We start from the raw sequence: 20,172 nt of genomic DNA on the forward strand, positions 1-20,172 counted from the left end.
TAATTTGATTAAGAAAAAATCCTTTTATATGAGACTACAGTATTGATCTATGCTTTTGTATTATCAAAATGTACGCATAAAGAACTTCGAAGTTGGAAATATTCATGGAAAATTTACCGGTAGAAACAGCCTATCGTGTTCTTGCTCGTAAATATCGGCCCCAAAACTTCTCTGACCTCATTGGTCAGGAAGCTATGGTGCGTACTCTCACCAACGCCTTTGAAAAAGGTCGTATTGCACAAGCGTGGATGTTAACAGGGATTCGTGGCGTAGGTAAAACCACAACAGCACGTATTTTGGCACGTGCGCTTAATTATAAAACAAAAGATATTGACCAACCAACAACTGTATTGGACTCTCTTGGTGAACATTGCACACAAATTATCGAAGGGCGCCATATTGATGTTATAGAAATGGATGCCGCTTCTCATACGGGCATTGATGATATTCGTGAAATTATTGAACAAATACGCTATCGTCCTGTTTCTGCACGCTATAAAGTTTATATTATCGATGAAGTACATATGCTCTCAACACAAGCCTTTAATGGTTTATTGAAAACTCTTGAAGAACCACCTTCCCATGTGAAATTTATTTTTGCCACAACAGAAATTCGCAAAGTTCCTATTACAATTCTTTCGCGTTGCCAACGTTTTGATTTGCGACGTATTGAATCAAAAGCTTTGAGTGCACATTTGCGCCAAATTGCGAAATATGAAAAGGTAGAAGTAGAAGATCAAGCGCTCTCTATGATTGCCCGTGCTGCAGAAGGATCTGCACGTGATGCATTATCCATTTTTGATCAAGCAATCGCCCATAGCAATGGCAATGTTAATGCTATTGCGGTGCGTACAATGTTAGGATTAGCGGATCAAGCACGTATTATTGATCTTTTTGAATTTATCATGAAGGGCGATGTTGTCAATGCGTTACATGAATTACGCAGTCAATATGAAGCAGGTGCTGATCCTCTTACTATATTGACAGAACTAGCCGATTTTAATCATCTGGTCACACGTTTACGTTTTACACCAAAAATAGTGGAAGATTTCTCTCTGACTGAAGAACAACGTTTAAGAAGTTTAGACTTTTCAAAAAAACTTTCCGTTCCTATTTTATCCCGAAACTGGCAAATGTTACTCAAAGGTTTACAGGAAGTTAATCAAACTGCACGTCCTCTTCAAGCCGCTGAAATGCTTTTAATTCGTCTTGCTCACACGGCTGACTTACCAACTCTTGATGAGGCTTTAAAAAAGCTTACGCAAGAAAAAACGCCTCTCACACTGGTTAAAAATTCTTCTCATCAAGAATCTACAAATGCAAATAATATAACAAAAGAAACAATGGTCGGAGCCCATGCTTCCTCGAGCGTTTCAAATATATTAGCCGATCAATCAGATTTAAAAAGCTCTTTGAAAAACCAATTAGATCATTCCTTACAACCAGAAAATTTAGTTAAAAATCAAAACCATGACAAAATCAACGCCCAAGAAGTAACAGAAATTCTAGAAACTTCTCAATCTACTGATTTTTCTGAAAAGATTGCAAATTTATCGCATTCTGTCACGCAAACAACAGAAAAGATTACTGAACCTAAAACTCTCGTGATTAATTCTTTGCACGATATTATTCAATTAGCCGAACAGCATAATGACGTTCCTTTCAAACTCCTTGTTAAAGAATTTGTTCATCCTGTTTCTTTTGAAGCTGGGCATATTACCTTGAGACTTTCTGAAAATACCCCACAATTTCTTGCTCATGATATAGAAAAAAAGATATCTCAATGGACTGAAAAACGCTGGACAATAACTTTTGTTAATGAAGGAGGTGGCCCAACCTTACAGGAGGAAAGTATAGCGATTCAAAAGACTCTTTTTTCCAATGCAGAAACAGATCCTGATATCGCGAAAATCCTCAATCATTTCCCAGAAGCAAAAATTGTCGATATTCGACTCAATAAAGAAGAAAATGATCTTGATTTACTCCCCAATACCTTTAAAAATGCTGATATTTTTAAAAATAAAAATGATATCAATGATGAATAAGGATACCTATTCCTATGCGTGAAATGATGAGCATGATGAAAAAAGCCAAAGAAATGCAAGAAAAAATGCAGAAGATTCAGGAGGAAATAGCTAATCTGCAAGCTGTGGGCACTGCAGGGGGTGGTCTCGTCAATATCACTTTAAATGGCAAAAATATTATAACAGCAATTCAAATTGATCCTTCATTACTCAAACCTGAGGAAGCTGAAATTCTTGAAGATCTCATTATGGCGGCTTATAATGAAGCAAGAACAAAAATCGAAGTCGCAATAGAAGAAAAAACCAAAAGTATGACCGCAGGGCTACCACTCCCATCAGGTTTCAAGCTTCCATTTTAATGAAACGGATTTTTTCCGTGGGACAAAAATATGTCTAAATACATTGCAGGACCTGAAATTGAACGTCTCATTCAGATTTTATCACGGTTACCAGGTCTTGGTCCACGTTCAGCACGTCGTGCTGCGCTTCATCTTATTAAAAAAAAAGAGACATTGCTGGAGCCTTTGGGAGCGGCTATACAAGCAGCTATAGAAAAAGTCGGCATTTGTTCTGTTTGTGGAAATGTCGATACCATTGATCCTTGTTCAATTTGCACAGATTTACGCCGCGATGATACAACAATCATTGTTGTTGAGGATATTGCTGATCTGTGGGCTCTTGAGCGCGCAAAAACTTTAGCCGCACGTTACCATGTGTTGGGTGGACGACTCTCTCCCTTAGATGGAATAGGCCCTGATGAACTCAATATTGCCACCTTAATACAACGTGTTGTACAAAACCCTATTACGGAGATTATTCTTGCTGTCAATGCGACTGTCGAAGGTCAAACAACTGCTCACTATATCACCGATCAGCTTTCCAATTTTCCAGTTAAAATTACGCGACTTGCTCATGGTGTCCCTGTAGGAGGCGAGCTTGATTATCTTGATGACGGAACTTTAGCAGCAGCTGTACAAGCAAGAACAAATCTTTAAAAATTTCTTTCTCTTACCTGTTATCTCGTTTTATTTACTATCATTTCTTTGTATGGGGAAAATATTCAAGTGATAAAGAAAAAACTCTCACTTTTAAACGACTTTGGTCCTGGTATTCTAGTATGTTTACTCATATCAGCCTTAGCTTATGGCTTAGAAGTCGTAGAAAAACAGCTTTTGGGACAAGCTTGGCTTGAAAGCCTTGTTTTGGCAATTCTTTTAGGATCGATTATTCGTAGTTGTTTTCCTTTGCCAACATATTTTCAAAAAGGTATCACCTTTTGCGCAAAAACACTTCTCGAAATTGCTATCGTTCTTCTAGGAGCAAGCATTAGCATTAACGCAGTCCTTTCAGCTGGCTGGAATTTGCTTGCTAGTATCATATTCGTGATATTCGTAACGATTATCCTGAGCTTTGCCATCGGCCGACTTTTCGGGCTTTCTACACACTTAGCAATGCTGGTCGCTTGTGGGAATGCTATTTGTGGCAATTCAGCTATTGTCGCCGTTGCACCTGTCATAAAAGCAAAACATGACGATGTAGCCGCGTCAATTGCCTTCACTGCTCTTTTAGGAATTCTTATTATTTTATTTCTACCCTTTTTACATCCGTCTCTGAATTTGTCATTTAGCCAATATGGTGTGCTTGCTGGTATGGTTGTTTATGCTGTACCACAGGTTTTAGCAGCAACAGCATCTGTCTCTTTTCTGAGTGTTCAAATTGCAACAATTGTCAAATTAGTACGGGTTCTCATGTTAGGCCCTGTTATTTTTACTCTATCAATCATTTATCGCCGATCAGCACAAACACGCTTGCGTTTACATACCCTCGTCCCATGGTTTATCATTGGCTTTATTATCATGATGCTTGTTCGCTCAAGTGGTCTTATCCCTGAAAAGGCTATCAATCCCATCAAATTTATTGCCCAGTTGTTTACTGTTATCTCAATGGCTGCACTAGGATTAGGTGTTGATATCCGATCACTAAAAAAAGCAGGATGGCGCGTCATTTTGGCTTCAACCTGCTCCATAATTATTCTCGGTATTTGTAGCCTTATCATGATACAATTGAATGATTTAAATCATATAACATTTTAAATGTGCATTGATTATTATTTTTTTCAACGTAGTATGCAATCAACCCAAAGTCCTCATTATTATTAAAATCAGTTCTTTCATAAACCAAAAAAAGTTCTAAAATACTGCTCATTATTCTATACAAAAAATTGAAAGAGCTGATATTTAAGTGAAAACTGTCAAATTTGCTTTTCAGTCCATAATGATTTGCAACAGAGTAGTATCGAAATAGGTAACTCATGCAAAATAATGCCATTTCTTTCATCTGCTCTCATTACGCTGAGGTTTTTATATAAAGACGGATAGAATATATTCTTATTTGGAAAAATGTGGGGTCATAACTTTTCCTCTTTTAAATTACTTTTACTTACTATGTAATACAAGTGGCATCATCGTACTATTTGATAGCTTAAAAGTTGTGACAATCCTTACATTTAAACGATTCGTGAAAGGAGTTTTTATTCTTTTCTTCAACAGTTTTGATTCATACGCTAACTCCGCTTGTAATATACAAGCTAATAACTTTAATTGTTTCACCATAAGTAGATTTAAAATAAGAGAATCTTACAATACTCAAGATACTCATTCAAAAAGTGATAAAAATAAGGATTAAATCAACATCTCGTTCTATCCCATAAAAAGATATTGTTGCTTATTGGCACTAGTAACTTTCTTACAAATGAAATATACGATAATGAAAAGATTAAAAATACAGCAGGACTTTTATTTATCGTTTTATTCAACTAAAATATTTTTATGCTTATCCTTGCTATAGATACTGCTTCAATTTATTGTGCTGTTGCGCTTATTCGTCATAAATCTGTTATTGCGCGTATCAATGAGCGCATGAACAAAGGACATGCTGAAAAACTTATTGGGCAGATTACACAAATAATGACACAAGCCAATATGACGCTTGATCAAGTTGAGCGTATTGCTGTCAATATTGGACCTGGGTCATTTACTGGTGTACGTGTCGGTGTTGCAACAGCGCGCGCTTTGGCATTAGCACTTGAAATACCAGCTATTGGAGTGAGTGCTCTTGAAGCGTTAGCAGCACAAGTCATAAATAGTAAAAGTACAGCATCGGCAATTACTGTTGTCATTGAAGCAGGGAGAGGGATGTTCTACCATCAAAATTTTCATAATGATCTCACACCTTTGGGAGAGCCGGGATTAAAAACAATTGAAAATATCCTCGAAGATTTGCCAAAAAAAACCCGACTGACTGGCCCAGCTGCTGATGTCGTTGTGGAGCATGTTAAAAACCATAAAATATACGAAAAAATTGTCCTAGAAAAAATCCCCTGCGAAGCGGCCGATATTGTAAACTATGCTTATCTTGCTGCAAACAAACAATCAAAAAATTCACCTCGCCCACTCTATCTACGCAACGCTGATGCAAAACAACAAACCAATTTTGCTTTACCACAAAAAAAATAATGCCCAAATTTTCATTGACAAAAAAGAATTTTGGAATTGCTCCGCTACAAGTTAATGATAGTGCTTCTCTTCATAAAATTCATCAGCATTGTTTTACCCCTTCTTGGGAAAAACAAGCTTTTGATAATTTCTTAACAGATCACTCTATCTTCGGACACAAAGTTTTTCTCATTGATCGCTCTGATCAAATTTTAGGCTTTTGCCTATGCCGTCTCATCCTTGATGAAGCAGAAATCATCACAATTGCTGTTCATCCTCATTATCGTCAACAAGGAATTGGTACCTTTCTTATCGAAAGCACAGTTCACCATCTTCACGACAAGGGCGCCATAAAATTATTCTTGGAAGTAGAAGCCACAAATCTTTCTGCTTTGAACCTTTATCAACGCTTTGAATTTCAAAAAATTTCTGAACGTCTTGCCTACTACGCGTCAAAAAATGGTCGTGGTGATGCAATTATCATGCAAAAAACTTTTAAGCAAATAGATTGAGATTTGTGTAAAAAACATTTACACATCCGCTATGAATAAAGTAAATCCTAAAAATACGCCTCCTGTTGCTCCTAAAAAGGTTTTTATCAAAACCTATGGATGTCAAATGAACGTTTATGATAGCCAACGGATGACTGATAGTCTCAGTTCGCAAGGCTATGTGACAACACAAATTCCCAATGATGCCGATCTTATTCTTGTTAATACCTGTCATATTCGTGAAAAAGCAGCAGAAAAACTTTATTCTGATCTCGGTCGTTTGCGCGTTATGCGTCAAGAGCGCACACCTGATAAACCCCTTATGGTTGGTGTAACAGGTTGTGTTGCACAAGCTGAGGGAAGTGAAATCTTGCGCCGTGCTCCAACAGTGGATCTTGTTATTGGTCCGCAAATGTATCATCGCTTGCCAGAATTGTTAGAAAAAGCCAAACAAGGGAAAAAAATTATCGAAACAGACTATGCTGTTGAAGATAAATTTGCTCATTTGCCGCCCCATAATAAACATGCAGTAAGAAAACGAGGTGTTAGCGCATTTTTAACAGTACAGGAAGGTTGCGATAAATTTTGCACTTTTTGTGTTGTTCCGTACACACGCGGTGCTGAAATATCACGATCCGTTGAACAAATTACTGAAGAGGCCCTTCAACTCATCGAAGCGGGTGTCAAAGAAATTACGCTGCTTGGACAAAATGTCAATGGTTGGCATGGACAAAGTGCTGATGGCAAAACTTGGCGTCTTGGCGATCTTCTTTATCATCTCGCAAAACTCGATGGTTTAAAGCGTTTGCGTTACACAACCAGCCACCCACGTGATATGGATGATAGCCTTATTGCCGCGCATCGAGATCTTGATATGTTAATGCCTTACCTCCATCTTCCTGTTCAATCAGGTTCAGATCGCATCTTAAAAGCCATGAACCGACAACACAAAAGCTCTCATTATCTTCATCTTATCGAAAAAATTCGAACCGCACGGCCAGATATTGCCTTTTCAGGCGATTTTATTGTAGGGTTTCCAGGAGAAACAGATGAAGACTTTGAAGAAACCATTAAACTTATTCAACAAGTACAGTACAGTTCAGCTTATTCTTTTAAATATTCCCCCCGTCCTGGAACAGTGGGAGCCACAATGAAAAATCATGTTGATGAATCTGTAAAAGATGCCCGACTTCAACATTTACAAATCCTTCTCCTTGAGCAACAAAATGCATTTTTGCGTTCTAAAATTGGTCAAAAAACGAACGTTCTCATCGAAAAACCTGGACGTCACTCAGGGCAAATGGTAGGACGTTCCCCTTGGCTTTTACCTGTTGTCGTCGATACAGAAGCCTCTACAGGTAGCGTGATAGAAATTCATATTAAAAATGCAAGCTCAAACAGTTTTGTTGGTGAAGTGACAAATAGATAGACATGCCTCTAACACCTTGTTCACAATAAATATTTTGGAAAACTCTTTTATTTTAAAAGAAAATGATTACATCTAAAGCGTGCACTTTTTGTAAAAAATTGTCTTTTATAAAGTTTACTTAACAAAATGTGCAATATTTATGTAGATATGGAGAATAGGCTGAAAGCTTCAACCGAAAAAATAAAGCGTATTAAAGAAAAAGTAAATATGTCCCTTGAAAAGGCTGATACCTTGAAACAAACAAGCGCTTCAGATCTGAGCCAAGTTGTTTTGATTTTCGAAAATAATCAATATGCAAAAGCAGTTTTTGGTAAATTTGACGAAAATCTCGCTTATATCGAAAAAAAACTCGAACTTAGTATTCATCCGCGTGGTAATGAAGTCTTAATCCGTGGAAATATTTCCGTTATAAAACGTGCGCAATATGTATTGCAGCAGCTTTATGAACGTGCCAAAACACATCAAGAGCTCACTTTATCAGATATAAAAGGAGCGATTGCTATGGCAAATATACCAAAGAAGCAGAAAGAAGACACAATAACACATAAATCTGCAACGAAGCGTATACCAGCACGGTTGAGTACCCATAAAAAAATAATTCATGCAAGAACTCCAACACAAGACGCTTACATAAGTGCTATGGAGCATACTGAACTTGTGTTTGGTGTAGGACCAGCAGGAACAGGAAAAACGTATCTTGCTGTTGCTCATGCTGCAATGCTTCTAGAACGTGGTATCATTGAACGAATTATTCTCTCACGTCCGGCTGTTGAAGCTGGAGAACATCTTGGTTTTCTTCCCGGTGATCTCAAAGAAAAAGTCGACCCATATTTACGACCACTTTATGATGCTCTTTATGATATGATGCCCGCTGAAAAAATAGAACGCATTTTAGCTTCTGGTGTCATAGAAATTGCTCCTCTCGCCTTTATGCGCGGACGAACACTTGCCCATGCTGCTGTTATTCTTGATGAGGCACAAAATACTACGCCCATGCAAATGAAGATGTTCCTCACACGTCTTGGAGAAGGAACGCGTATGATCGTTACCGGTGACGTAAGCCAAATTGATTTGCCTACAGGGCAAAAATCAGGTCTCATTGAAGCAGTTCGCATTCTTTCAAATATAGAAAATATTGCAATTGTGCATTTTGATGAAAAAGATGTTGTACGCCATCCACTTGTTGCTGCTATCGTTCGTGCTTATGATCGTGATTCCGAAATACAAAATAAAAAAAAATCATTCGCATGCGATGCATAAAAAAATGAATTTGATTCATCATGATTATTATTGATATAATGATTAAAAGCGCAGGGTGGAATGATGAGAAAATGCTTTATAATATCACTGAAAAAGCATTAATGACGACTATGCATCATGTTTCATTGGGAAATGCTGTAAGCGAGATTAGCCTGCTTTTTACGGATGATGAACATATGGCACAAATCAATGCACAATGGCGCAACAAAAACAAATCTACTAATGTACTATCCTTTCCTGCTTTTCCACTTAAAGCTGGAAATCGACCTGGTCCCATGCTCGGTGATATTATTATTGCCCGAGAAACTGTTGTTTTCGAAGCAGAGAAAGAAGGAAAAACATTTCAAGACCATTTAACACATATGATTGTTCATGGTATCTTGCATCTGCTTGGTTATGACCATGAAACTGATGATGAAGCATATAAAATGGAAAAGCTCGAAAGAGAAATTCTTCAAAAGCTTTCCATAAAAGATCCTTACGCATAATTGTCTATCAATGATAAAATTTAACTTTTAAAATCAATATTACCAGCATACCATTTAAAGCCTCTTATTTATCTGTTATAAAAGAAAGTCTAGAAGATTTCAAAACCATGGCAAACAAAATAAATGCACAAAATAATAGTCAAGCATCTTCTAATAATGAAAAAGCCCCCTCTCAACAGACGAATCATACAGAAAAATATTCCCTGATGAATCATTTATTTTCATTCTTACGGGGTCGTAATTGTGCATCTACGTCACTGCGCGATGATCTTACCGTTGCACTCACGACTAACAATGAAAAAGATACCGCCCTCTTCTCACCTGAAGAACGTACTATGCTGCATAACATTTTACGCTTACGTGAAGCACGCGTGGATGATGTTATGATACCTCGTTCTGAAATCGAAGCATTAGAAATAAACACCTCTCTTGGAGAAACCCTTAAATGTTTTGCAAAAATTGGTCATTCTCGTATCCCCGTTTATGCTGAAACTTTAGATGATCCGCGCGGCATGATCCATATCCGCGATATTCTTAACTACATCACTCGCTTTATTATCAACCCAACAAAAACCGAACAAAAATCCGATTTGCTTCAATTAAACCATACAGACTTGCATACTCCAATTGGTGAATTGGATTTGATCCGAACAGTTCTCTTTGTTCCCAGTTCTATGCTTGCAAGCAAATTATTAACACGGATGCAAACTACACGAACTCAAATGGCTTTAGTTATTGATGAACATGGAGGAACAGATGGTCTCGTTTCAATGGAAGATATTGTTGAGTTAGTCGTTGGAGATATCGAAGATGAACATGATAATGTCGACAATGCTATCGTACGTGAACCAAATAATAAATGGCTCGTTGATGCAAGAACTGAACTAGAAGATGTTGAGAAAGCTCTTGGTCCTGATTTTATCGTAGGGGAATATGGTGATGAAGTTGATACTATTGGTGGTTTGATCGTCTCCATTCTTGATCGCATTCCAGCCAAAGGTGAAATTGTCGAAGCTGTACCTGGCTATAGATTTCGTATTTTAGAAGCTGATAAACGCCGGATCAAACGGTTGCGCATTTTTCGCATTCCAAAAAATGAGAATCTTGAGAACAATGCCATCCCTAAAGAATAGTCCAGCGTTTTTTAACAATTTCATCGTTTTTTTGTTCTCTGTTACAGGCTGGAAGCGCCAAGCATGGATATTTCTGTGTGGTGCTCTTACTTCTTTTGCACTTCCACCCTTTTATTTAACACCTCTTTGCTTTTTAACTTTCCCTCTCTTTATTGTTTTACTTGACTCAATACAGTCCACCAAAAACAATAAAAAACATTTTTTTACTTACGCTTTAAGCTGTGGAACATTTGGTTTTAGTTATTTTATTTGCGGACTTTGGTGGCTATGCAATGCTTTATTAACAGATCCAGATTCTTTTGGTTGGGCAGTCCCATTAGCCATTTTATTCCCTCCACTCTACCTTTCTCTTTATTGGTTTTTTTCTGGTTTCATTGTCGGTTTATTATGGACAAAAGGAATAGCACGCTTTTTTGTTTTAGCCTTTGCATTAGGATTATCCGAGTGGTTGCGTGCGTTTTTATTCACAGGATTTCCATGGAATTCTCTTGGCTATACAGCCATGCCAACCCCAGTGTTCATGCAATCTGATGCAATCGTAGGACTTTACGGAATGAATATTCTTGCTGTCTTAGCCTACAGTTTGCCAACTGTTTTATTAACGGATGAAAAAAAGAAAGTGGCACTTTCTCTTTGCTTATCACTTATATTAATTCACTGTGGTTTTGGGTTTTATCGTCTTCATACTATAGAAAACACAGCTGAAGATCAAAAAAGTGCTTATTGGGTGCGCATTGTTCAACCGTCCATCCAACAAAATATAAAATTGCGTGATAATACACGAGAATCTATGTTGGAAGCGCATATGAAGCTAAGTACAACGCCAACAACCGATCAAAATTCAGAACCCGATTTTATCGTATGGCCTGAAGCTTCCGTTCCTTACCTTCTCTATGCTAACTCATCTATCACAATGCGCATTGCCACTCTTTTAAAACCTAAACAATGGGCTATCGTTGGAGCAATACGCGCCAGCAATGATCTAGCTCATTCCCAAACACAATATTTTAATACAATTGCAGTCATTAATGCTCAAGGTAATATTTTAAATACTTCCGATAAACTTCATTTGGTTCCTTTTGGTGAGTATCTTCCTTATCAGAATTTATTGAAAAAAATTGGATTGCGTACCCTTGCCGATAATATTGGTGGATATAGTGCTGCAAGTGTGCGCAAAATTGTTACAATGCCAAACGGATTTTCTTATCTACCCTTGATTTGTTATGAAGCAATATTTCCCCATGAAATGACTTTTAAAGGCTCCCCGCCTCAAGCAATTATTAATATTACAAATGATGCATGGTTTGGTGTAACACCTGGACCCTATCAACATCTTCAACAAGCACAGCTTCGTGCCGTTGAACTGGGAATCCCCCTCATACGGGCAGCCAATAATGGCATATCAGCTGTTATTGATTCTTATGGACGAATCGTTGTAGCTCTTCGACAAAATGCCGTGGGCATTATTGATTCACGAGTTCCATCATCCATTACCCCTATAGGAAGCAATGAATACAGAACTTTCTCTACTTTTATCTTATTCATCCTTATGCTATTGTGTCGTATTGGTTTTGGTTTTACAAAACAGCTTAAATGATTCAAGTGCCCTTTGTACGGTATTATGTTGCGTGTACCAGTAATATTGGGAAAAAATATTACATATTGTTTTAATTATATGATAAATCAACTGCGCATAAATATGATGTTGGTTTAGAAGAAAAATGCTGGAAATAAAGAGTTGCATTATGACCGAAACTAGAAAAAAACCTGACCCTATAGATATCTATGTTGGAACTCGTATCCGTTTACGTCGTAATATTTTAGGACTCACTCAAGAGAAACTAGGTGAAAAATTAGGAATTACTTTTCAGCAAATCCAAAAATATGAAAAAGGAACAAACCGTATTGGTGCCAGCCGTCTTCAAGCGATAGCGGAAATTATGGATGTTCCTGTTTCTTACTTTTTTGATAAAGGTATTACCTCCCAACAAGTAGAGGGTTTTGCTGAAAGTGAACACAATTTTATAGACTTTTGTTCTAGCAGCGAAGGGATTCAACTCATGCGCGCTTTTACAAATATATCTGATGCTAAAGTGCGTAGAAAAATTATTGACTTGGCAAAAGCACTTTCTGAGGAAGATTTGACAAATAAGTTATAAATTAAAATTATATTTTTTCTCTTTTATTCATATACATTTGCATTGACTATTTGCTGTAGAATTAGCAAATGGTGATGACTTTAGTAAGCAATTGATTAAATCGTTGGTTTTCTTTTTTGAAGGAGTTCCTATGCCGCATCAAGATTATCTTTTTACGAGCGAATCGGTATCGGAAGGACATCCTGATAAAATTTGTGATCGTATTTCCGATGAAATCGTTGATATGATCTATAAAGAAGCTGAAAAGACTGGTACTGATCCATGGTTAGTACGCGTTGCCTGTGAAACTCTCGTCAGTGTCAACCGTGTTGTTATCGCTGGTGAAGTACGTGTTCCCGATACGCTATTAAAAAAAGATAAAAATAAAGAATTCATCTATGATGAAACTAGCTTTCCACTCATTAATCCCACACGTTTTCGTACAGCAGCCCGCCGTGCTATTCGTACCATTGGCTATGAACAAGCAGGCTTCCATTGGAAAACTGTTAAAATTGATGTTCTTTTGCGCCCACAATCAGCTGATATAGCAAGAGGGGTTGATAATGCTACGGATCGGCATGGTGAAGAAGGAGCAGGTGATCAAGGCATCATGTTTGGATATGCTTGCCGTGAAACACCTGATCTCATGCCTGCGCCAATTTATTATGCGCATAAAATTCTCAAACTTCTTGCCGCAGCCCGTCATAAAGGAGAGGGAGAAACTGGAAAATTAGGACCAGATGCTAAAAGCCAAATAACCATACGTTATAAAAATGGAAAACCGATGGAGGTCACATCCATTGTTCTTTCAACGCAGCACCTTGATGAAAGTTGGGATTCCAATAAAGTACGTACAGTGGTTGAACCTTACATTCGCCAAGCTTTACATGACATTCCCATTGCAGCTCAATGCAGTTGGTATATTAACCCAACAGGAAAATTTGTCATTGGAGGCCCTCAAAGCGATGCCGGATTAACGGGACGCAAAATTATTGTGGATACTTACGGAGGTGCAGCACCCCATGGAGGCGGTGCTTTTTCAGGAAAAGATACAACAAAAGTTGATCGTTCTGCTGCCTATGCGGCACGCTATCTGGCTAAGAATATTGTTGCTGCTCATTTAGCAGAGAGATGCACCATTCAACTCTCCTATGCAATTGGTATTGCACAACCTTTATCTATTTATCTTAATCTTCATGGAACAGGAAAAGTCGATGAAAAAGTTATTGAAGAAGCCATCCGCAAAATAATGGACCTTTCACCTACCGGCATTCGAAAACATCTTGACCTCAATAAACCTATTTATGCGAAAACAGCTGCCTATGGTCACTTTGGTCGTAAACCAAAACACGATGGCTCGTTTTCATGGGAAAAAACTGATCTCGTGAAAACGCTTCAAACAATGATCCAAATCCCATGATTAAACATAATATACGTAAGAGTGAAGCATTTTTTGGACGCCGACAAGGAAAACAACTTCGAAACAGTCAGCTTACACGTATACAAATGCTTCTCCCCAATTTTAATATTGATTTAAATGTCCCTCCTCCCTTAAACCTTACATCCTTATTTTCAAGCAAAGTAAGAGAAATTCGACTTGAAATCGGTTTTGGTGGAGGTGAACATTTACTTCATGAAATGGAATATTTTCCAAAAACCGGTTTTATCGGCGTCGAGCCCTTTATCAATGGCATGGCAAAAATATTGTCGTCTCTTGAACAGCATCAAAACCATCAAAATCGTCTTCGCCTCTATAATGATGATGCTACACGCCTTCTTGATTGGCTCCCTGATAACTCGCTTGATGGAATAGACCTCTTTTATCCTGATCCTTGGCCGAAAAAGAAACACTGGAAACGACGCTTCATCAACATAAAAAATCTTAACCGTTTTGCTCGTGTTCTTAAAATAGGGAAATTTTTGCGCTTTGCTAGCGATATAGACAGTTATGTAAACTGGACTTTGTACCATTGTGCACAACATGATCACTTTGAATGGAAAGCAGAAAGCCCTCAAGACTGGAAACTCCCTTATCCACTATGGAGCGGAACCCGCTATGAAGCAAAAGCTTTACGCGAAGGACGAACGCCTGCCTATCTTACCTTTATCAAGAAATAAATGATCAAACGCTTTTCTCATAAACAACTTGAAAAACTTTGAATTTAAGAGTATCAATAGTTAAATTCTTGGTCTTATGATGAAGAGTGGGCCGTTGGACCCGCTCTTTTTTAATATCATAAAACTGATGAAACCAACTTGGATAAAATGTATGAACGAAGCTGAAAAAATAAGCAATCTTGACGAACCACGCCTGTTTGAAGAAGATGGTATCGAAGCACAGGTTGCTGCTCTTGTCATACCACTACTTAAACCTTTAGGTTTTCGTTTGGTTCGTGTGAAACTTCTTGGTCAAAATGGTTTAACACTTCAAATTATGGTTGAACGTGCCAATGGTTCTATGACCATAGAAGATTGTGAAACTGTTAGTCGAACAGTTTCTCCCCTCCTTGATGTACAAAATGTTATTGAACGCAAATATCATTTAGAAATCTCATCACCTGGAATTGATCGTCCATTGGTAAGAAAATCTGATTTTTTTCATTGGCAAGGGCATCTTGCAAAAATTGAAACCAAAATAACAATTGATGGGCGCCGAAAATTTCGTGGGACACTTACAAATATCACGCAAGATGGATTTATTTTAAACACTGATAAAGCTGCTTATGGAGAAGCCATGTATACCCCTATTTCCTTTTGTGATATCATAAATGCGCATTTAGTGCTTACCGATGAGCTTATTCGCGATGCATTGAAACAAAATAAAGATTTAAGTCAACAATTCATTGCCGAAGAGAACGCTAACGACTCTATACAGACGCTCAATTTCAAAAAATAATATCACTGGGAAATACCCATCGTGTGGCACAAAGAAGGAGAAAATTGATGGCTACAAGCGCTAACAGGCTTGAGATTCTGCAAATTGCAGATGCTGTTGCACGTGAAAAGTCAATCGACCGTGAAATTGTCATTTCTGCGATGGCTGATGCTATTCAAAAAGCAGCACGTTCTCGTTATGGTCAAGAAACCAATATTCGTGCTGAAATCAATTCTAAAACAGGTGAAATTAAATTACAGCGCCTGCTTAAAATCGTTGATGTCGTTGAAGACTATACAACGGAAATTACTTTGTCTGATGCTCTCAAACGTCAAGCAGAAGCAAAAATTGGTGATTTTTTTGCTGATCTTTTACCTCCTATGGATTTTGGACGTATCGCAGCACAATCTGCTAAACAGGTTATTGTACAAAAAGTACGCGATGCAGAGCGCGATCAGCAATATGAAGAATTCAAAAATAAAGTTGGTGAAATTATTTCTGGTACAGTTAAGCGTGTGGAATATGGTAATGTCATCGTTGATCTAGGACGCGGTGAAGCTATTGTTCGCCGTGATGAATTAATTCCTCGTGAATCATTCCGCTATGGAGATCGTATTCGTGCTTTTGTCAATGATGTACACCGTGAAACGCGTGGTCCGCAAATTTTCCTTTCACGCACACATCCCCAATTTATGGTAAAACTTTTCACTATGGAAGTACCAGAAATTTATGATGGTATTATAGAAATCAAATCTGTTGCTCGTGATCCAGGTTCACGGGCTAAAATCGCCGTTGTTTCACGCGATGGTTCCATTGATCCTGTTGGAGCATGCGTTGGAATGCGAGGAAGTCGTGTACAAGCTGTTGTTGCTGAATTACAAGGCGAAAAAATTGATATTATTCCTTGGTCGCCTGATGCGGCAACATTTGTCGTTAATGCACTGCAACCTGCTGAAGTTTCTAAAATCATCCTTGATGAAGATGCTGAACGGATTGAAGTTATTGTGCCAGATGATCAACTTAGCCTTGCTATTGGACGACGTGGGCAAAATGTTCGCTTGGCTTCGCAACTAACAGGATGGAACATTGATATTTTAACGGAAAAGGAAGAATCTGAAAATCGTCAAAAAGAATTTACTGAACGGAGTAAATTGTTTATGGAAGCCTTAGAGGTTGACGAAATGATCGGACAGGTTATGGCATCAGAGGGTTTTTCTTCTATTGAAGAAATCGCCTATATTGATCTTGAAGAAATCGCTTCTATTGATGGTTTTGACCATGATACCGCCGCTGAAATCCAAAGTCGTGCCCGCGAATATCTTGATCATCAAGAAAAAGAACTTGATGAAAAACGCAAAAAGCTCGGAGTTTCTGACGAATTGCGAACACTGCCTGGAATGACAAGTGCTATGTTGGTTGCTGTAGGTGAAGATGGTGTAAAAACAATAGAAGACTTTGCTGGCTATGCCGTTGATGATTTAGCTGGTTGGAGAGAACGTAAAGAAGGTCAAACACAGAATTTTTCTGGTATTTTAACCCCTTTTGACATTACACGCGCAGATGCAGAAGCTATGGTTTTAGCCGCACGTGTACAAGCAGGCTGGATAGACCAAGCTGATCTTGTTACAGAAAATCCTGTAGAAGATGAAAAAACAGATGATTTGGATGTGGATACACTTTAAATGAATGAACGGACTTGCATTGTGACCCGAAAAAATGCTTCAGCACAAACGCTGATCCGTTTTGTTATTGGTCCCAATAACCAAATTGTTCCTGATCTTAAAGCGAATTTACCAGGGCGTGGCGTTTGGATTTCTGCCCATCACGCTGTTATTGAGAAAGCAATCAAACAGAAAGCTTTTCATAGAAATTTTAAAACAGATGTTGAAGTTGCACCAAATCTTGTGCATGTTGTTGATACGCTTTTACTAAAAGCCGCTCTTTCAAGCCTTTCCATGGCACGAAAAGCGGGAGCAATTGTTATGGGAGCAACAAAGGTTGACGCTGCTATCCGCTCTGGTAAAGTTATTCTTGTACTTCATGCTAAAGAAACAACAGAAGATGGGAAACGAAAAATTGCACAGGCCATTCATTCAATACAACAACAAACAAATCGGACTATAAAAACCATATCTTTATTTACAAGTGATGAAATGCGAGTGGCTTTTGGCTCTAATCCTGTAATGCACGCGGCCTTACTGGACACAAAAGCTGCTGAAGGATTTCTCAAAACGACATGTAAATTGATCAGCTATCGTGACGACAAGCATAGTAAGTCTAGTGAGATGACGGCACAAGCCGTGAAGGAAGTACAATGAGTGAAAATAACAACGACAAAACAACCGTCAAGAAGACACTAACTCTCAAGAGGTCTGTCTTGGAAACGAGCACGGTTAAACAAAATTTTAGTCATGGCCGTACGAAGGCTGTCGTTGTCGAAACCAAACGGCGTAAAATTACGCGACCTGATGAAAAAGCTGAAACCCTACAGCCAATTACAAAGCCGCATGTGGCCTCCCAGCGTTCTAAACCGCGTTTTGAGGGAAAAAAGCCTCAAGAATCTGTGTCCAAAAGCAATCTTTCATCAACTGAAATAGAAGCGAGACTTCGCGCGTTAGAAGAAGCACATATCCAAGAAAGAATAACGCGAGAACAAGCCGAAGAAGAAGCAAGACGCGCTAAAGAGCGTGAAGAAATTTTACAGCAAGAAATTAAAGAAAAAGAAATACATCTCCAACAAGAAGAAGAAATATCGCCAGTACAGACTCCACCTGTTCCCCCTCTCATTGAACAGACAGATATTCCTATTGCGCCTAAACAGACAACCGTGGTTGAAAAACGCAAAATAGATGACAATAAAGAGGAAGAACGGCATAATCGACGTGCTAATCCTGCTAAGTCAGACATACGTGTACCCAAAGTTGTCAAAGGAGCTGATGAGCGGAGACGCGGAAAGCTAACTCTGAATAGTGCACTGGATGAAGAAGGAAGCGTACGTGGGCGCTCAATGGCTGCAATGCGGCGTAGACAGGAAAAGTTTAAGCGTGCACAAAATCAAGAACCAAGAGAAAAAATTTCTCGCGAAGTTGTTCTTCCTGAAACGATTACCATTCAAGAGCTCGCACAACGTATGACTGAGCGTTCTGTTGATGTGATTAAATTCTTGATGAAACAAGGACAAATGATGAAACCTGGCGATGTTATTGATGCAGATGTTGCCGAACTCATCGCTGTTGAATTTGGCCATACTGTTAAACGTGTTTTAGAATCTGACGTAGAAGAAGGTATCTTTAATATAACAGATAATCCTCAAAACATGCGGCAGCGCGCCCCTGTTGTAACCATTATGGGCCATGTTGACCACGGAAAAACTTCGCTTTTGGATGCTATTCGTAAAGCAAATGTTGTTTCTGGCGAAGCAGGAGGTATTACGCAGCATATTGGTGCCTATCAAGTAGAACAAAATGGTCAAAAAATTACCTTTATTGATACACCAGGTCATGCTGCATTTACGGCTATGCGTGCACGCGGAGCTCGTGTTACTGATATTGCTGTTCTCGTTGTAGCCGCTGATGATAGTGTTATGCCTCAAACGATTGAATCAATCAATCATGCGAAAGCTGCTGGTGTACCTATCATTGTTGCTATCAACAAAATTGATAAACCAGCTGCGAATGCACAAAAAGTGCGTACAGAACTTCTACAACATGAAGTGTTTGTTGAAACTATGGGTGGTGAAACTTTGGACGTTGAAGTTTCTGCTAAAACTGGTCAAAATCTTGATAAACTTCTCGAAGCTATCCTTCTTCAGGCTGAAATGCTTGATCTGAAAGCAGATCCCCAACGAACTGCAGAGGGCGTTATCATTGAAGCCAAATTGGATCGCGGACGTGGGTCTGTTGCAACAGTTCTTGTTCAAAAAGGTACATTACACCCTTCTGATATTATAGTTGCCGGAAATGAATGGGGTCGTGTGCGTGCTTTGATTGACGACCATGGCCGCCATGTCAAAGAAGCCGTTCCTTCTACACCAATTGAAATTTTAGGCATGCAAGGAACACCACAAGCCGGAGACCGTTTTGCTGTTGTCACACATGAAGCAAAAGCACGTGAAATTTCTGAATATCGGCAACGATTAGCACGTGATAAAGCTGTTGCGCGGCAAACTGGTTCACGTGGTTCTCTTGAGCAAATGATGACAAAATTGCAAACGACTGGTGTTAAGGAATTTTCTCTTATTATAAAAGGGGATGTGCAAGGATCAATCGAAGCAATTGCTTCAGCATTGGAAAAACTTGGAAATGATGAGGTTCGTGCACGTATTGTACATTCTGGTGCTGGAGGAATTACCGAAAGTGATATTTCTCTTGCAGAAGCTTCTAACTCTGCTGTAATTGGCTTTAATGTTCGAGCCAATAAGCAAGCACGTGATTTTGCTAAAACACAAGGAATTGAGATTCGTTATTACAACATCATTTATGATCTTGTTGACGATATCAAGGCTGCCATGTCTGGATTACTCTCACCAGAACAGCGTGAAACTTTCCTTGGTAATGCTGAAATTCTAGAAGTCTTTAACATTACAAAAATTGGAAAAGTTGCAGGATGTCGTGTTACAGAAGGTAAAATAGAACGAGGAGCCGGTGTTCGCCTTATCCGCGATAATATCGTTATTCACGAAGGAAAGCTGAAAACACTCAAACGCTTTAAGGATGAAGTCAATGAAGTGCAAAGTGGTCAAGAATGTGGAATAGCCTTTGAAAATTATGAAGACATGCGTGCAGGAGACATCATTGAGACCTTCCGTATCGAACATATTAATCGCACATTATAAAATAAT

Annotated in this window: 18 protein-coding genes; all 18 read left to right on the plus strand. The window is 38.6% G+C overall.

The window, feature by feature from the left end; genetic code table 11:
- Positions 1–104 precede the first annotated feature (104 nt).
- Complete coding sequence (locus ACFIMX_RS08185) at positions 105–2,045, plus strand: DNA polymerase III subunit gamma/tau (RefSeq protein WP_375694309.1); 1,941 nt, start codon at positions 105–107, stop codon at positions 2,043–2,045.
- 14 nt (positions 2,046–2,059) lie between these two features.
- Entirely contained in the window at positions 2,060–2,383 is a 324-nt protein-coding gene (locus ACFIMX_RS08190) for a YbaB/EbfC family nucleoid-associated protein (RefSeq protein ID WP_375606797.1), read from the plus strand.
- Between the two features lie 30 nt (positions 2,384–2,413).
- On the plus strand, positions 2,414–3,019 hold the full coding sequence (gene recR, locus ACFIMX_RS08195) for a recombination mediator RecR (protein ID WP_273790577.1): 606 nt from the start codon (positions 2,414–2,416) through the stop codon (positions 3,017–3,019).
- Positions 3,020–3,088: 69 nt separating this feature from the next.
- A complete protein-coding gene (locus tag ACFIMX_RS08200; protein WP_375618033.1) occupies positions 3,089–4,117 on the plus strand; it encodes a YeiH family protein in 1,029 nt (342 codons plus the stop codon).
- Positions 4,118–4,852: 735 nt separating this feature from the next.
- A complete protein-coding gene (gene tsaB / locus ACFIMX_RS08205) occupies positions 4,853–5,539 on the plus strand; it encodes a tRNA (adenosine(37)-N6)-threonylcarbamoyltransferase complex dimerization subunit type 1 TsaB (protein ID WP_375640247.1) in 687 nt (228 codons plus the stop codon).
- On the plus strand, positions 5,539–6,030 hold the full coding sequence (gene rimI / locus ACFIMX_RS08210) for a ribosomal protein S18-alanine N-acetyltransferase (protein ID WP_375618035.1): 492 nt from the start codon (positions 5,539–5,541) through the stop codon (positions 6,028–6,030). The genes tsaB and rimI overlap by 1 nt, the downstream gene beginning before the upstream one ends.
- A gap of 31 nt (positions 6,031–6,061) precedes the next feature.
- Positions 6,062–7,438 (plus strand): tRNA (N6-isopentenyl adenosine(37)-C2)-methylthiotransferase MiaB, encoded by a 1,377-nt coding sequence (gene miaB / locus ACFIMX_RS08215; protein WP_375618036.1) that lies wholly within the window; start codon positions 6,062–6,064, stop codon positions 7,436–7,438.
- Positions 7,439–7,597: 159 nt separating this feature from the next.
- Positions 7,598–8,698, plus strand: coding sequence for a PhoH family protein (locus ACFIMX_RS08220; RefSeq protein WP_375640287.1), 1,101 nt, complete (start codon positions 7,598–7,600; stop codon positions 8,696–8,698).
- Positions 8,699–8,718: 20 nt separating this feature from the next.
- Positions 8,719–9,186: an rRNA maturation RNase YbeY gene (gene ybeY / locus ACFIMX_RS08225; RefSeq protein ID WP_375618037.1), complete on the plus strand. Its 468-nt coding sequence runs from the start codon at positions 8,719–8,721 to the stop codon at positions 9,184–9,186.
- Positions 9,187–9,293: 107 nt separating this feature from the next.
- Positions 9,294–10,319, plus strand: a complete 1,026-nt coding sequence (locus ACFIMX_RS08230) for a hemolysin family protein (protein ID WP_375640250.1) — start codon at positions 9,294–9,296, stop codon at positions 10,317–10,319.
- Positions 10,282–11,916 (plus strand): apolipoprotein N-acyltransferase, encoded by a 1,635-nt coding sequence (gene lnt, locus ACFIMX_RS08235; protein ID WP_375618039.1) that lies wholly within the window; start codon positions 10,282–10,284, stop codon positions 11,914–11,916. The genes ACFIMX_RS08230 and lnt overlap by 38 nt, the downstream gene beginning before the upstream one ends.
- A 148-nt stretch (positions 11,917–12,064) precedes the next feature.
- Positions 12,065–12,478 carry a helix-turn-helix domain-containing protein gene (locus ACFIMX_RS08240; protein WP_375611810.1) on the plus strand — a complete coding sequence of 138 codons (414 nt, stop codon included), beginning with the start codon at positions 12,065–12,067 and terminating at the stop codon, positions 12,476–12,478.
- 130 nt (positions 12,479–12,608) lie between these two features.
- Positions 12,609–13,877 (plus strand): methionine adenosyltransferase, encoded by a 1,269-nt coding sequence (gene metK, locus ACFIMX_RS08245; protein WP_375618040.1) that lies wholly within the window; start codon positions 12,609–12,611, stop codon positions 13,875–13,877.
- A complete protein-coding gene (locus ACFIMX_RS08250; protein ID WP_375618041.1) occupies positions 13,874–14,575 on the plus strand; it encodes a tRNA (guanine(46)-N(7))-methyltransferase TrmB in 702 nt (233 codons plus the stop codon). The genes metK and ACFIMX_RS08250 overlap by 4 nt, the downstream gene beginning before the upstream one ends.
- A 127-nt stretch (positions 14,576–14,702) precedes the next feature.
- Positions 14,703–15,353: a ribosome maturation factor RimP gene (gene rimP, locus ACFIMX_RS08255; protein WP_375618093.1), complete on the plus strand. Its 651-nt coding sequence runs from the start codon at positions 14,703–14,705 to the stop codon at positions 15,351–15,353.
- A gap of 47 nt (positions 15,354–15,400) precedes the next feature.
- Positions 15,401–17,014, plus strand: a complete 1,614-nt coding sequence (gene nusA, locus ACFIMX_RS08260) for a transcription termination factor NusA (protein WP_375675746.1) — start codon at positions 15,401–15,403, stop codon at positions 17,012–17,014.
- Complete coding sequence (locus ACFIMX_RS08265) at positions 17,015–17,650, plus strand: RNA-binding protein (RefSeq protein ID WP_375611814.1); 636 nt, start codon at positions 17,015–17,017, stop codon at positions 17,648–17,650.
- Positions 17,647–20,166 (plus strand): translation initiation factor IF-2, encoded by a 2,520-nt coding sequence (gene infB / locus ACFIMX_RS08270; protein WP_375618043.1) that lies wholly within the window; start codon positions 17,647–17,649, stop codon positions 20,164–20,166. Before ACFIMX_RS08265 ends, infB begins: the two co-directional genes overlap by 4 nt.
- Positions 20,167–20,172 lie beyond the last annotated feature (6 nt).

Source organism: Bartonella sp. AD24XZML (assembly GCF_042196485.1).
GTDB lineage: Bacteria > Pseudomonadota > Alphaproteobacteria > Rhizobiales > Rhizobiaceae > Bartonella.

Excerpts from the sequence above, each read along its gene's own strand:
- ACFIMX_RS08185 (WP_375694309.1), top strand. The coding sequence starts at position 105 with ATGGAAAATTTACCGGTAGAAACAGCCTATCGTGTTCTTGCTCGTAAA.
- ACFIMX_RS08190 (WP_375606797.1), top strand. The coding sequence starts at position 2,060 with ATGCGTGAAATGATGAGCATGATGAAAAAAGCCAAAGAAATGCAAGAA.
- recR (WP_273790577.1), top strand. The coding sequence starts at position 2,414 with ATGTCTAAATACATTGCAGGACCTGAAATTGAACGTCTCATTCAGATT.
- tsaB (WP_375640247.1), top strand. The coding sequence starts at position 4,853 with ATGCTTATCCTTGCTATAGATACTGCTTCAATTTATTGTGCTGTTGCG.
- rimI (WP_375618035.1), top strand. The coding sequence starts at position 5,539 with ATGCCCAAATTTTCATTGACAAAAAAGAATTTTGGAATTGCTCCGCTA.
- miaB (WP_375618036.1), top strand. The coding sequence starts at position 6,062 with ATGAATAAAGTAAATCCTAAAAATACGCCTCCTGTTGCTCCTAAAAAG.
- ybeY (WP_375618037.1), top strand. The coding sequence starts at position 8,719 with ATGATTATTATTGATATAATGATTAAAAGCGCAGGGTGGAATGATGAG.
- ACFIMX_RS08230 (WP_375640250.1), top strand. The coding sequence starts at position 9,294 with ATGGCAAACAAAATAAATGCACAAAATAATAGTCAAGCATCTTCTAAT.
- lnt (WP_375618039.1), top strand. The coding sequence starts at position 10,282 with ATGAGAATCTTGAGAACAATGCCATCCCTAAAGAATAGTCCAGCGTTT.
- ACFIMX_RS08240 (WP_375611810.1), top strand. The coding sequence starts at position 12,065 with ATGACCGAAACTAGAAAAAAACCTGACCCTATAGATATCTATGTTGGA.
- metK (WP_375618040.1), top strand. The coding sequence starts at position 12,609 with ATGCCGCATCAAGATTATCTTTTTACGAGCGAATCGGTATCGGAAGGA.
- ACFIMX_RS08250 (WP_375618041.1), top strand. The coding sequence starts at position 13,874 with ATGATTAAACATAATATACGTAAGAGTGAAGCATTTTTTGGACGCCGA.
- rimP (WP_375618093.1), top strand. The coding sequence starts at position 14,703 with ATGAAACCAACTTGGATAAAATGTATGAACGAAGCTGAAAAAATAAGC.
- nusA (WP_375675746.1), top strand. The coding sequence starts at position 15,401 with ATGGCTACAAGCGCTAACAGGCTTGAGATTCTGCAAATTGCAGATGCT.
- ACFIMX_RS08265 (WP_375611814.1), top strand. The coding sequence starts at position 17,015 with ATGAATGAACGGACTTGCATTGTGACCCGAAAAAATGCTTCAGCACAA.
- infB (WP_375618043.1), top strand. The coding sequence starts at position 17,647 with ATGAGTGAAAATAACAACGACAAAACAACCGTCAAGAAGACACTAACT.